The sequence below is a fragment of the Aeromonas sp. SrichE-2G genome (assembly GCF_017939565.1).
GTDB lineage: Bacteria > Pseudomonadota > Gammaproteobacteria > Enterobacterales > Aeromonadaceae > Aeromonas > Aeromonas taiwanensis.
The window spans coordinates 377476-391004 of record NZ_JAGKRG010000004.1; the positions used below are offsets into that span (position 1 = coordinate 377476).

The 13529-nt window shown below is 64.8% G+C and carries 12 protein-coding genes; 2 read left to right on the forward strand and 10 right to left on the reverse strand.

Annotated elements, in window-relative coordinates:
- Positions 1-13 precede the first annotated feature (13 nt).
- From J9885_RS03810 to J9885_RS03820, 3 genes are read right to left on the reverse strand one after another with little or no spacing between them, the layout of a single operon-like run.
- Positions 14-1993, reverse strand: a complete 1980-nt coding sequence (locus J9885_RS03810) for a transglutaminaseTgpA domain-containing protein (RefSeq protein ID WP_210548145.1) — start codon at positions 1991-1993, stop codon at positions 14-16.
- Positions 1980-2969: a DUF58 domain-containing protein gene (locus tag J9885_RS03815; protein WP_210548146.1), complete on the reverse strand. Its 990-nt coding sequence runs from the start codon at positions 2967-2969 to the stop codon at positions 1980-1982. Before J9885_RS03815 ends, J9885_RS03810 begins: the two co-directional genes overlap by 14 nt.
- Positions 2969-3889 (reverse strand): AAA family ATPase, encoded by a 921-nt coding sequence (locus J9885_RS03820; RefSeq protein WP_210548147.1) that lies wholly within the window; start codon positions 3887-3889, stop codon positions 2969-2971. Before J9885_RS03820 ends, J9885_RS03815 begins: the two co-directional genes overlap by 1 nt.
- Before the next feature lie 191 nt (positions 3890-4080).
- On the opposite strand from J9885_RS03820, the gene ampC reads away from it, so the two are divergent.
- Entirely contained in the window at positions 4081-5223 is a 1143-nt protein-coding gene (gene ampC / locus J9885_RS03825) for an FOX/MOX family class C beta-lactamase (RefSeq protein ID WP_210548148.1), read from the forward strand.
- Between the two features lie 65 nt (positions 5224-5288).
- Here ampC and ruvX read toward each other — a convergent pair whose 3' ends face one another.
- The 7 genes from ruvX to metK form a co-directional block, all read right to left on the reverse strand.
- A complete protein-coding gene (ruvX, locus tag J9885_RS03830; RefSeq protein WP_043762048.1) occupies positions 5289-5711 on the reverse strand; it encodes a Holliday junction resolvase RuvX in 423 nt (140 codons plus the stop codon).
- Positions 5712-5790: 79 nt separating this feature from the next.
- Positions 5791-6345, reverse strand: a complete 555-nt coding sequence (locus tag J9885_RS03835) for a YqgE/AlgH family protein (protein ID WP_043762047.1) — start codon at positions 6343-6345, stop codon at positions 5791-5793.
- Positions 6346-6528: 183 nt separating this feature from the next.
- Positions 6529-7479, reverse strand: a complete 951-nt coding sequence (gshB, locus tag J9885_RS03840) for a glutathione synthase (protein ID WP_043762046.1) — start codon at positions 7477-7479, stop codon at positions 6529-6531.
- Between the two features lie 51 nt (positions 7480-7530).
- A complete protein-coding gene (gene rsmE, locus J9885_RS03845) occupies positions 7531-8262 on the reverse strand; it encodes a 16S rRNA (uracil(1498)-N(3))-methyltransferase (RefSeq protein WP_210548149.1) in 732 nt (243 codons plus the stop codon).
- Between the two features lie 62 nt (positions 8263-8324).
- Complete coding sequence (locus J9885_RS03850; RefSeq protein WP_043762044.1) at positions 8325-9017, reverse strand: endonuclease; 693 nt, start codon at positions 9015-9017, stop codon at positions 8325-8327.
- Between the two features lie 73 nt (positions 9018-9090).
- Positions 9091-9618, reverse strand: coding sequence for a SprT family zinc-dependent metalloprotease (locus J9885_RS03855; RefSeq protein WP_210548150.1), 528 nt, complete (start codon positions 9616-9618; stop codon positions 9091-9093).
- Positions 9619-9686: 68 nt separating this feature from the next.
- Positions 9687-10838, reverse strand: coding sequence for a methionine adenosyltransferase (metK, locus tag J9885_RS03860; protein ID WP_043762042.1), 1152 nt, complete (start codon positions 10836-10838; stop codon positions 9687-9689).
- A 340-nt stretch (positions 10839-11178) separates the two neighbouring features.
- On the opposite strand from metK, the gene tkt reads away from it, so the two are divergent.
- Positions 11179-13170, forward strand: a complete 1992-nt coding sequence (gene tkt, locus J9885_RS03865) for a transketolase (protein WP_039040146.1) — start codon at positions 11179-11181, stop codon at positions 13168-13170.
- Positions 13171-13529: the final 359 nt, after the last annotated feature.

Below are 13529 nucleotides of genomic sequence, written 5' to 3' on the forward strand. Positions count from 1 at the left end.
TGGCTCCCCTTTTTTATCGCTCCGGGCGGTCCCAGCGGTGGCAGACCTGGGCCAGCCGCCGCTGCAACTGGCGCCAGCAGCGCCGTTGTTGACGCCGGTCTAGCGGGGCATAGCGCCATCTGCGATAGAGCCAGGCACTCCGCCTGAGGGGATGGGCCAGCTCGGGGCGCTGCTGTGCCAGCCGTTCGCACCAGGCGGTCATGGCCTCCCCCGGGGCGGGGACGCAGCCGCTGCGCTGGCCTCGCTTCAGCAGGGGCGACCAGATCCGCCGCTGCGGTGGCTGGCGGCCGGGCCAGAGCAGGGGCAGGCTCACCAGCAGGGTGACCAGCATCAGGCTGGCGAGGATGAGCCAGGGTGTCTGGCCGGCCAGCACGGGCCAGCGTTGGCCGAGCCGTTGCCATAACTGGCTGGCATCGTGACCCAGCACCCAGCGGCTCCATTGATAGTCGATGTTGCTGCCCCACCAGCGCAGCTGGTTGAGCAGTGCCCAGTCGCGATAGCGCTGCAGGGAGAGGGGATCGGCGGCGGTAAACTCCGCGTTCAACGCCTCGGGGATGCCTTCCTCGATGCGATTTGGCGCGACCACCGCCGTGGGGTCGATACGCCGCCAGTGTCCGCGCGCATCGAGGTACTCCACCCAGGCGTGGGCATCGAACTGGTGGACGGCGAGATAGTTGCCGCTGGGATTCCACTCGCCGCCAAGATAACCGGTCACCAGCCGGGCCGGCACTCCGGCCGCGCGCAGCACGAAGGCGGTGGCCATGGCGTAATGGCCGCAAAAGCCGCGCCGGGTATCGAACAGAAACTCATCCACCCCATGGTCTGCGAGCGGCGGGGGGGTCAGGGTGTAGGCGTAGGGCTCGCGGCGAAAGGTCGCCAGCAAGGCGGCCACCATGGCATCCCGTTCGGGGTATCGCTCGCGCAAGTCGAGGGCGAAGGCGCGCGCCCTGGGGTTGCCCGTTGTGGGCAGTTGCAGGTTGCGCTGGCGCGATGACGGGGCGACATCTTGATCCGCCTGAAGGCCGCTTACCCGATAACGAATGGTGGTCTCGCCGCGCCCCTGGCGATAGAGGGTGGCAAGGGGGGTCAGCTGCACCGGGCCCTCCAGCACCCCGGGGGCGGTCAGGGCAAAGGCCCAGCGATGGCGCTGGGGCTCGGCGATCACCTCGTAGGTGCCAACCGGCAGGGGCGTGCCGAAGAGGGGGGGCGATGGGGTCTCCCTGGGGGGCACCCTGCCCTGCCAGGCCTTGACCTCGGCGCTCAGCTGCCAGCGGCGGCCGTCGAAATACTCCTGGCGCATCACCGGAAAGTAGCGTTCTCTCGCGGGGGGCGGGTCGCCTGCGAAGGTGACGCGAAAGGCGAGCTCGGACGAGTTTGCCAGCTCGCTGATGTCTCCTGGCGACACCGTCTCCGAGAGTCCCGACAGGGCGCGACTGGTGGAGGGCATCTGCCAGAGCGGCGGCAGCCTCGGCAGCAGCAAGAAGAGGCTCACGAGCAGGGGCAGGGCCAGCAGCAGCGCAAAACCCGCCTGGCGCCAGGGCTGTTGCCGGGTCGGTGCCACCGCAGTCACCAGGGCGGTGACCGACAGCCAGAGGGCCAGCACCATCGCCATTGCCCAGCCGATGCTCTGGCGATGTACCAGCGCCAGCGCGATGAGGAAGAAGGCAAGCAGCAGCACCTGCTCTATGTCCCGCTCTCGCCGTACCTCGATTACCTTCAGGCCGTAGCCAAGCCAGAGCAGGTTGATGAGGGCGGGCAAGGTGCCGAGCGCCCGCCATTGCCACACCAGGATCAGAATGCCGATGATGGCCAGAACAGCCAGTTGTCGGGCCGGGGGCGGGCGCCAGCCCCGCCACAGCATCATGGCGCGGGCACTCAGGGTGAGCGCACCCACTGCCAGCACCCAGAGCTGCAACTGGGGCCAGAGCGCCGTGGCCAGCAGCAGCTGCTGCAAGGCGACAAGGGGCAGCAGGCGACGGTTATCGAGCAGCATCAGTCCCCCTCTCTGCCGTCGTCTCCCCCCTGTCGCCAAGGCGTGCCAGCGCCAGCCGGCAACGCTGGAGGAAGGCCGGTCCGCTCTCGGGGCCGAGCGTCTGGCCCGCCAGGGTCAGGGTGAAGGGAAGGCCCCGCCTCGCATAGTCGGCGCACCACCAGGCCAGCACCGCCAGCCGAGCTTCGAGATCCTGACCGCCGACCCGGGAGAGGGAGAGGTGGGAATCATCCAGCAGGGGCTCTTCGAACTGCTTGATCAGAAGGCCGCGTCCCTGGGCGAGCTGTTTCCAGGCGATCCGGCTCGGCGGTTCTCCCGGGCGATGGGGCCGCAGGGCGTCAAAGTCTCCCAGGGTGGCCGGCATGGCCTGTCCCCGGCCTTCTCGTTCCCCCTGTGACGAGCCCGCGAGCAGGTTCCCATGAAGGGGGGCGGGCGCGAGCCAGGCCTCCAGTTGCAGATCCAGCAGCGACCAGCAGCGAAACAGCCCCAGAGGATAGCGGCTCTCCACCCGCAGCCTGCTCAAGGCCACCCGGCCGCGCCTGCCTCCCTTGATCGCCAGCAGCAAACTGTCAGGGGCCGAGTCGGCCTGGGCCAGCCAGAGGGTTCCCTCGTTCAGGGTCAGCAGCAGTGCCCGGGCCGGGCGGCGTGCGTGTACCGTCACCCGGATGGGCAGGGACTGGCCCGCCTCGCCGAGGGCCATGGGGCCACCGAACAGGGAGAGCCCAAGCAGGTTGCGATGGGTGAGCCACATGGCGACCATGAACAGGCTGGCGAGGCAGTAGGCAACCAGCATCACCAGGTTGTTCTGGTAGTTGGTGCCGAGCAGGTAGATGGCGATCATCACCAGCAGATAGCCAAGTCCTAGGCGGGTGGGCAGGATGAACAGGCTGCGCGGCCCCAGGGTGATGCGGTGGGCGGGGGGAATGCGGCGGGCCAGCCAGCGCCGCTGCCACAACGCCCTGCGTTGCCGCCAGCCCATCAGGGGCGATCCGGATCGACCCGGGCCAGCAGGCGCTGGCTCAGGGGGCAGGCCTCGCCGCGCTGCACGCCGAAGCTCCCCCGGAGCCTGTGCTCGGCCACGTAAGGGAAGACGGCCTGCACATCCTCTGCCGTCACGAAGCGGCGCCCCGCCACCAGAGCCCAGGCGCGGCTGACCGCCAGCAGGGTGCGGGCAGCCCGGGGGGAGAGGGGCTGGGGCAACTCTTCATCGATGCGGCTCTGGTGGACCAGCGCCAGCAGGTAGTCGAGGGTGGCCTCGGAGAGGTGGATTTCCTCCGCCTCGGCCTGCAGGGTGGCCAGGGCGGCGGTGTCCAGCTGGCGGCTCAGGGTGAGGGGCTGGCTGGCACCACGCAGCAGCCGACGTTCGGCCTCCGGCGAGGGAAAACCCAGCGACAGGCGCACGGCGAAGCGGTCGAGCTGGGACTCTGGCAGGGGGTAGGTGCCCGCCTGATCCGCCGGGTTCTGGGTGGCGATGACGAAGAAGGGGGAGGGTAGCGGATAGCTCTGCCCCTCCATGCTCACCCTGTGCTCGGCCATGGCCTCCAGCAGGGCGCTCTGCACCTTGGGGCTGGCGCGGTTGATCTCGTCGGCCAGCAGCACCTGGGTGAAGACTGGGCCGGGGTGAAAACGAAACTGCTGCTCGGCCTTGTCGAAGATCTGCAGCCCCAGCAGGTCGGCGGGGAGCAGATCGGCGGTGAACTGCACACGCCGGCAGTCGAGACCCAGTACCTGGGCCAGGGCGTGGGCCAGGGTGGTCTTGCCCATGCCGGGCAGATCCTCGATCAGCAGGTGGCCGCGGGCCAGCAGGGTGACCAGAGCTACCCTGAGCTGCAGCGGTTTGCCGAGGATCACCTGCTCCAGGGCTGTCAGCAGCCGGGTGATCAGTGGTTGTGTCTGCACGGGCGTATCCCCTCTTCGTTGCCGCCCCTACAGCTTATACGCCAGCTGCAGGGCAAGGGGGGAACCAAGAAGATAACTCATTGAAACAGGCTGGTTTAGAGAGCCGACTTCACACAGACTTCACCCGGGTTCATGCCTGGCACACGCTGAGCGGTTAGGCTGGCGCCTCCTGAATACATTGAGAACTTGCCATGAAACACACGACAACCCTGCCTCTGCTCGCCCTCGGCACCCTGCTGATGTCTCCTCTTTCCCTGGCCTCCTCCGTGGATCCGCTGGATGGGATGGTGGGCGGGGTCATCCGTCCGCTGCTCAAGGAGTACCGGATCCCGGGCATGGCGGTGGCCGTGGTCAAGGATGGCCGGGCCCACTACTTCAACTACGGCATGGCCGATCGGGAGAGAGGGGTTCCCGTGAGCGAGCGGACCCTGTTCGAGATAGGGTCGGTCAGCAAGACCCTGACCGCGACCCTGGGGGCCTATGCCGTGGTCAAGGGGACCATGGGGCTGGATGACAAGGCGAGCCAGCACGCGCCCTGGCTCAAGGGGTCGGCCTTCGACGGCATCAGCATGGCCGACCTCGCCACCTACAGCGCGGGCGGCCTGCCGCTGCAGTTCCCCGACGAGGTGGATTCTGCGGTGAAGATGCAGGCTTACTATCGCCAGTGGACGCCCACCTTCGGGGCGGGCACCCATCGCCAGTACTCCAACCCCAGCATCGGCCTGTTCGGTTATCTGGCGGCGAGCAGCATGAAGCAGCCGTTTGAGCGCTTGATGGAGCAGACGATCCTGCCGGGGCTTGGTCTGCACCACACCTATCTCGATGTGCCCCAGCAGGCCATGGGGCACTACGCCTACGGCTACTCGAAGGAGGACAAGCCCATCCGGGTCACTCCCGGCATGCTGGCGGACGAGGCCTACGGTATCAAGACCAGCTCGGCGGATCTGCTGCGCTTTGTGAAGGCCAACATCAGCGGGGTGGAAGACGGAGCCATGCAGCAGGCCATCGACCTGACCCACCAGGGCCAGTACACGGTGGGGGAGATGACCCAGGGGCTCGGGTGGGAGCGCTACGCCTACCCCATCAGCGAAGCGGCCCTGCTCGGGGGCAATTCGACCCGGATGATCCTCGAGGCCAACCCGGCGGCGCCTGCGCCCGCGGCGGCGGGGCACCCTGTGCTCTTCAACAAGACCGGCTCGACCAACGGCTTTGGCGCCTATGTGGCTTTCGTGCCGGCCAAGGGGATCGGCATCGTCATGCTGGCCAATCGCAACTATCCCAACGAGGCTCGCATCAAGGCGGCCCACACCATCCTGACCCGGCTGGCCGAGTGAGATGAAAGAGGGCGGTCCATTGCGCGAATGGCCGCCCTCTCGTGGGTTCCTGTCAGCTCGTCCTGTCAGTCGTACTGCTCTTCCATCCAGGCTTCGACGATGAGCTGGGCGGAGACGCCATCCACGCTCCCCTTGTCCAGCGCCTTGTAGCCGCCGCGCTCGAATAGGCGGGCGCGGGCGTCCGTGGTGGTGAGCCGCTCATCCTTGAACTCCACCGGCTTGCCGAAACGGCCGTGCAGACGGTTGCCGAACTTGCGGGCCCGCACCGTGATCTCCTGATCGGTGCCGTCCATGTTGAGTGGCAGGCCGACGATGAGCAGATCCGGTTGCCACTCCTTGAGCAGTTTCTCTATCTCGTCCCAGTTGGGAATGCCGTCGTTGGCCTTGAGGGAACGAAGGGGGCGGGCGCTGCCCGTGAGCTCCTGGCCGATGGCGACACCTATGCTCTTGGTGCCGTAATCAAAGCCCATGATGCTGCGTGATGACATGGGGATTTCCTCGAAATGGGGTAAGGGAGGGGCGCTGCAACCGCGCCCCTGGACGCAAGCGCCCCGGGACAAGCCGGGACTAGCTGTGCCCCACCTGGCTGGAGAGGTGCAGGGGATTGACGCCTATGCTGGCGGCGGCCTGCTGCCAGCGCTGGTGGATGGGGGTGTCAAAGACCAGCTTGGGGTTGGGGGGGATCACCAGCCAGGAGCCGTCCGCCAGCTCCTGCTCGAGCTGACCGGCGCTCCAGCCTGCATAGCCCAGGGCGACCAGCCAGTGGCTCGGCGCATCGTCGGTGCCCAGGGTCTCGAGGATGTCCTTGGAGGTGGTGACCATCATCTCGTCGCTCACCTGCAGGGTGGAGTTGAAGCCGGGTCTGAAGCTGTGCAGCACGAAGCCGCGATCGGCATGCACCGGGCCGCCCTGCAACACCGGCTGCTTCATCTCTGTCGTATCGGGCGGGCTCAGCTTGAGCTTGGCCAGCATGTTGTCCAGGGTCATGTCGACCGGGATGTTGACCACCAGCCCCATGGCCCCTTCGCTGTTGTGCTCGCACAGGTAGACGAGGGAGCGCTGGAAGTAGGCGTCCGTGAGGCTCGGCATGGCGAGCAGGAAGTGGTTTTGCAGTGTTTGCATAGAGTGCATGGAGCGCATGGATCTCAAAGCGTACAAAGGTATTGGGGTGATTATGGCAGTTGATGGCGGCGGGCAAAACCGCTTTTTACGGCCCTGGCGTTGAGCCGAGCCCAGTTCCGGTAAAGAGAACGAAAGGGGCCAAAAGGCCCCTGCGTACTCCTCTTCCCTGCCGGGAAGAGCTGTTCAGCGTCCCAGGCGGCGCTCGATGGCGTCCATCAGCATGCCGGTGATGTGCACCGGGAAGGCCGCCTCGATCTCGCGGATGCAGGTCGGACTGGTGACATTGATCTCGGTCAGGCGATCGCCAATGATGTCGAGCCCGACGAAGATGAGCCCCTTCTCCTTCAGGGTCGGCCCCACCGCGCGGGCGATGGCCCAGTCCGCCTCGCTCAGGGGACGCGCCTCGCCACGGCCGCCGGCGGCCAGGTTGCCGCGGGTCTCGCCCTGGGCCGGGATGCGCGCCAGGCAGTAGGGGACCGGCTCGCCGTCCACCACCAGCACCCGCTTGTCGCCATCCTTGATGGCCGGCAGATAGGTCTGGGCCATGCAGTAGCGCTGGCCGTGCTCGGTGAGGGTCTCGATGATGACGCCGACGTTGGCGTCATCCTCCTTCATGCGGAAGATGGAGGCGCCACCCATGCCGTCCAGCGGCTTGAGGATGACGTCCCTGTGCTCGGCGTGGAAGGCGCGCAACTTGTCGGCACGACGGGTCACCAGGGTGGTCGGGGTGTGCTCGGCGAACCAGGCGGTGTAGAGCTTCTCGTTGGCGTCGCGCAGGCTCTGTGGCTTGTTGACGATGAGGCAGCCCTCGTCCTCGGCGCGTTCCAGCATGTAGGTGGCGTAGATGAACTCGGTGTCGAACGGCGGATCCTTGCGCATCAGGATCACGTCCAGATTGGAGAGGGGCTGATCGACCACCTCGCCCAGGGTGAACCAGTGGGCGTAGTCATGCTTGACCGTCAGCGGGCGCATGGTGCCAAACGCCCGGCCAGCCTGCATGTAGAGATCCTTCATCTCCAGATAGAAGAGCTCGTAGCCGCGCTTCTGCGCCTCTTCGAGCATGGCGAAGCTGGAGTCTTTCTTGATGTTGATGGACGAGATGGGGTCCATCACGATGCCGAGTTTGATGGTCATCCGAGATTCCTTCTGGTGGCTCGATTGCGTTTTAGATGAGCAAGACCTGTGTCAGGCCAGATCGCCGAAGCGGCACTGCAGCGCCGTGATGGCGGTCAGGGCGGCGGTTTCGGTGCGCAGCACCCGCGGCCCCAGCAGCATCTCCTTGAAGTCTTCCTGCACGGTACGGGCGATCTCGTCGCTGGACAAGCCCCCTTCCGGGCCGATCAGCAGGCGCACGCCGTGCTCCGGCACCGGCAGGGTGTTGATGCTGTAAGGGGCGCGCGGGTGCAGGTTGAGCTTGAGCTCGTTGGTCTCTTCCGCCAGCCAGGCGTCCAGCTCCATGGGCATGCGCACCTCGGGCACGGTATTGCGGCCGCACTGTTCGCAGGCGCTGATCACCACCTTCTGCCACTGCTCGCGCTTCTTCTCCAGCCGGTCTGCCGGCAGCTTGACGCCGCAGCGCTCGGAGAATAGGGGGGTGATGCAGGTGACGCCGAGCTCCACGGATTTCTGGATGGTGAAGTCCATCTTGTCGCCACGGCTGATCACCTGGCCCAGGTGGATTGCGAGCGGCGACTCCACCGAGCGCTGCTCGCAGCCGTCGATGCGCACCTCCACCGACTTCTTGCCGACGGCGGCGATGGTGGCGGGGTACTGGTTGCCGTCGCCGTTGAACAGTTCGATCTGCTGGCCCGGCTGCATGCGCAGTACCCGGCCGATGTGGTTGGCACCGTCTTCCGACAGGGCCAGGGTCTGGCCCGCCTGCAGGGGGGCCGGTTCATAGATACGTGGGATGCGCATGGCTCAATATCAGTCTCTTGTTCGGGAAAAGGGAGATTCACTCCCTTGTCTCCCAGATGGGGTTATTGGCACTGCTTTTCAATGAAGGGATTGGTATTGCCCTGCAGCTTGCCGATGCGGCGGTTGCGCTCGCACTCCCAGCGATCGGCCGGGTACAGGCGATCCCAGGCTTCGAAGAGTTTACGCTGTTGGGCGGCGAGACGCAGCCCGTACTGCTGGCTCATATAGAGATAGGCACGGGCGATCTGGCCGCGCACCGGCCCCTTGGGCGGCTGTACCTGGCGATCCTTGAAGTCCACCAGCATCTGGCACTTGCCGTACTGGTTCGGCTTGCCGTTCCAGTCGGAGAAGCGGAAGTTCGCCCGATCGCCGTTCACCTCGCCGATGGCGGGGAAGAGGTTGTGCATGTCCCCCTCCATCCTGTTGAACTCGTCGCTCTTGCCGCAGTTCTTGCGGCCCCCGTCCTGCCAGCACTGCAGCTGGTGGCCGAACTCCCAGGCGGGCACCACGTGCTCCCACTCGATGCGGGCGGCGCGCTCGGCCTGCTTGCGTGGCAGGTAGCCGCAGCTCTCCCAGTCGGGGGCCATCTTCTTGCCGCTGAACTTGATGTTGCAGCCGCAATAGAAGGTGGTGGGATGGCTCTGGTAGAGCTTGTTCAAGTCCTGCTTGGCGGCGCGGAAGGTCTGGATGTTGTCGGCAAGGGCCGGGGCGCTGACCAGCAGGGCCAGGCAGAGGGAGAGCAGAGGGCGAAACATGAATATCCTTGGCAATGAAACAGTTGGGTGAAGAAGATGCGCACACTATCACAGGTGCGCGACACGGGGTGACTCAATCCGCCGGGGCGTCGCGCTGCCACACCAGGGGCTGGCGGCAGCGGCGGCAGTGATAGCGGGCCTCGCCGCGCACCACCTTGTTGTGGCGACGCACCGAGAGCCGGTGCTGCTGGCAGGTGCAGGCATACGGGAATGTGGGCTGGGCCAGCACCGCGAGATCGAAGCTGTGGGTGGTCCTGGGCTCAAGGCCGAACACTTCCCGCATCACCGACTGCCACTGTCTGCCGTGGGGCAGCACCCGGCTCTTGCCACGACCCTCTCCCCACAGGGCATAGACCAGCAGGTGGGCCACCTCGTGGGGCACCACCTCGGCCAGAAAGGCCTGCTGGTTGGCCTGATAGAGGGCGGGGTTGAAGCGCAGCTCCCAGGTCTGCAGCCGCGCCGACCCCGCAGCCCGGCCCCGCATGTTGCAGTGGATCTGCGGGCGCGGGAAGGGGCGGCCGAGACGCGCCTCGGCCTGGGTGAAGCACGCATCGACACGTTGATGCAACAGGGATTCAAGCTGGGCAGGGATGGCGGGCATCGGGTTCTCGGCAAATGGCGGACAAGCAAAAGGGGAGCCAGGCTCCCCTTTCATCACGACAGCGTGCCTTACAGGCCGGCGGCAGCGCGCAGCAGCTCGGCCTTGTCGGTCTTCTCCCAGGGGAACTCGTCGCGGCCGAAGTGGCCGTAAGCGGCGGTTGCCTGGTAGATCGGGCGCTTCAGATCCAGCATCTCGATGAGGCCGTACGGGCGCAGTTCGAAGAACTCGCGCACCAGCTTGACCAGCAGCTCCTCGGCCACCTTGCCGGTACCGAAGGTCTCGACGCTGATGGAGGTGGGCTCGGCCACGCCGATGGCGTAGGAGACCTGCACTTCACAGCGATCGGCCAGGCCGGCGGCGACGATGTTCTTGGCCACGTAGCGGGCGGCGTAGGCGGCGGAGCGGTCCACCTTGGACGGATCCTTGCCGGAGAAGGCGCCACCACCGTGACGGGCCATGCCGCCGTAGGTGTCGACGATGATCTTGCGACCGGTCAGACCGCAGTCACCCATGGGGCCGCCGATGACGAAACGGCCGGTCGGGTTGATGAAGTACTTGGTGTCCTTGTTGATCCACTCTGCCGGCAGCACCGGCTTGATGATCTCTTCGCGCACCGCTTCCACCAGGTCGCTGTGGCTGATGGAGTCACAGTGCTGGGTGGAGAGGACCACGGCGTCCACGCCCAGGATCTTGCCTGCGTCGTCGTAGGCGAAGGTCAGCTGGCTCTTGGCATCCGGACGCAGCCACGGCAGGGTGCCGTTTTTACGCACTTCGGCCTGACGCTTCACCAGCAGGTGGGAGTAGGTGATGGGCGCGGGCATCAGCACGTCGGTTTCGTTGGTGGCGTAGCCGAACATCAGGCCCTGGTCACCGGCACCTTGCTCCAGCGGGTCGGTACGGTCGACGCCCTGGTTGATGTCCGGGGACTGCTTGCCGATGGCGTTCAGCACGGCGCAGGAGTCGGCGTCGAAGCCCATGTCGGAGTGGGTGTAGCCGATCTCGCGCACGGTGTCGCGCACGATCTGTTCGATGTCGACCCAGGCAGAGGTGGTCACTTCGCCGGCGACCATCACCATGCCGGTCTTGACCAGGGTTTCACAGGCGACGCGCGCCTTGGTGTCCTGCTCCAGGATGGCGTCCAGCACCGCATCGGAGATCTGGTCGGCGATTTTATCGGGATGGCCTTCGGAGACCGACTCGGAAGTAAACAGCTTTGCCATGTTTGGTTCTCAATTCGTAAGGGTTATCGCCTTGGCCATAACCGGATAATGACAGGATGACTGTAGAGGTATCTACATCTGGACGTCTATTTTAGTGAGGTCACCCAGTGATTGCCAGCACTATTTGGGATTGGAGCCGACCGGGCCAAGGTTCGGGGTGGATCCACCTCCATGGGGGTAAGGGAGGGGAAAGATTGAATCGTTTTCCCGCAGCAGAAAAGCGATTGTGCTCTCAAAGCCACTTTATTCACCCAGATAATATTTGCACGCCGCGCCCCCTGCTGGGACAATAACGCGCCTTAATCTTGGCCATCAAATGAAGCAATCGCAGGAGATACAGATGCCTTCTCGTAAAGAGCTTGCCAATGCCATTCGTGCATTGAGTATGGATGCCGTTCAAAAAGCCAACTCCGGTCACCCGGGCGCCCCCATGGGAATGGCAGATATCGCTGAAGTGCTGTGGCGCAGCCACCTGAAACATAACCCGAACAACCCCAAGTGGGCCGACCGCGACCGTTTCATTCTCTCCAACGGCCACGGCTCCATGCTGCTGTACTCCCTGCTGCACCTCTCCGGTTATGACCTCTCCATCGACGATCTGAAAAACTTCCGCCAACTGCACTCTCGCACCCCGGGTCACCCGGAGTACGGTTATGCGCCGGGCGTTGAAACCACTACCGGTCCGCTGGGTCAGGGCATCACCAACGCCGTGGGCATGGCGATCGCCGAAAAGGCCATGGCCGAGCAATTCAACCAGCCGGGTCACGACATCGTTGACCACTACACCTACGCCTTTATGGGCGACGGCTGCCTGATGGAAGGCATCTCCCACGAAGCCTGCTCCCTGGCCGGCACCCTGGGCCTGGGCAAGCTGATCGCGTTCTGGGATGACAACGGCATCTCCATCGACGGTCACGTGGAAGGCTGGTTCACCGACGACACTCCCAAGCGCTTCGAAGCCTACGGCTGGCACGTCATCCCGGCCGTGGACGGTCACAACCCGGAAGCGATCAACGCTGCCATCGAAGCCGCCAAGGCCGAGACCGGCAAGCCGACCCTGATCTGCTGCCGCACCATCATCGGTTACGGTTCCCCGAACAAGTCCGGCTCCCACGACTGCCACGGCGCACCGCTGGGCAACGACGAGATCGCCGCCGCCCGTGCCTTCCTGAAGTGGGACCACGCGCCGTTCGTCATCCCGTCCGACATCGCCGCCGAGTGGAACGGTCAGGAGAAGGGCGCCAAGCTCGAATCCGACTGGGCTGCCAAGTTCGCCGCCTATGAAGCCGCTCACCCGGCCCTGGCTGCCGAATTCAAGCGCCGCACCACTGGCGAGCTGCCGGCCAACTGGGCTGCTGAATCCGCCAAGATCATCGAAACCCTGCAGGCCAACCCGGCCAAGATCGCGACCCGTAAAGCGTCCCAGAACTCCCTGGAAGCCTTCGGCAAGCTGCTGCCGGAATTCATGGGCGGCTCCGCCGACCTGGCTCCGTCCAACCTGACCATGTGGTCCGGCTCCAAGTCCCTGACTCCCGAGAGCGCCGCAGGCAACTACATCCACTACGGCGTGCGCGAGTTCGGCATGTCCGCCATCATGAACGGCATCGCCCTGCACGGTGGTTTCATCCCCTACGGCGCTACCTTCCTGATGTTCATGGAGTACGCCCGCAACGCCCTGCGCATGGCCGCCCTGATGAAGCAGCGCGCCATCTTCGTCTACACCCACGACTCCATCGGTCTGGGTGAAGATGGCCCGACTCACCAGCCGGTGGAGCAGATCGCCTCCCTGCGTCTGACCCCGAACATGAGCACCTGGCGCCCCTGTGACCAGGTAGAGTCCGCCATCGCCTGGAAACACGCCATCGAACGTACCGACGGCCCGACCTCCCTGATCTTCTCCCGTCAGAACCTGGCCCAGATGGACCGCACTGCCCAGCAACTGGCCGATGCCGCCAAGGGTGGCTATGTGCTGAAGGATTGCGCTGGTACCCCGGAGCTGATCCTGATCGCCACCGGTTCCGAAGTGGAGCTGGCCGTGGCCGCCTATGAGCAGCTGACTGCCAAGGGCCGTGCCGTGCGCGTGGTCTCCATCCCCTCTACCGACGTGTTCGATGCCCAGTCCGCCGAGTACAAGGAGTCCGTCCTGCCGGCCGCCGTCACCAAGCGCGTGGCCATCGAAGCGGGCATCGCCGACTACTGGTACAAGTACGTGGGCTTTGGCGGCAAGATCATCGGCATGCGCACCTTCGGTGAGTCCGCCCCGGCCGAGCTGCTGTTCAAGGAATTCGGCTTTACCGTGGAAAACGTGGTGGCGACCGCTGAGTCCCTGTAACAGCCCCTATAATTCCTGACCATTGGCCGCGCAGGCCCAATAGCCGGAAAATAAAACGCCCTCCATCGCAAGATGGGGGGCGTTTTTTATCATATTTGAAATGCGTCATCGGAATGCATCGCCAATCTTGGACATATCATCCAACTTCACCAGCGTGCATGTTTGAGCCATCTTTATTTCTCTTTACTGTCAATAAGGCGTGGTGTCATATGGTGCTTTGTGGAATATGATATGCGTATAAAGGCCGACCGCTCTGTATCTCATGCAGCATCATCTTTTTGGTGGATTTTTCATCATATTATGATGGTCGTAATTTATGAATTCTAAATCAGGCTGTATATGGTTTCTTGCAAGGATGG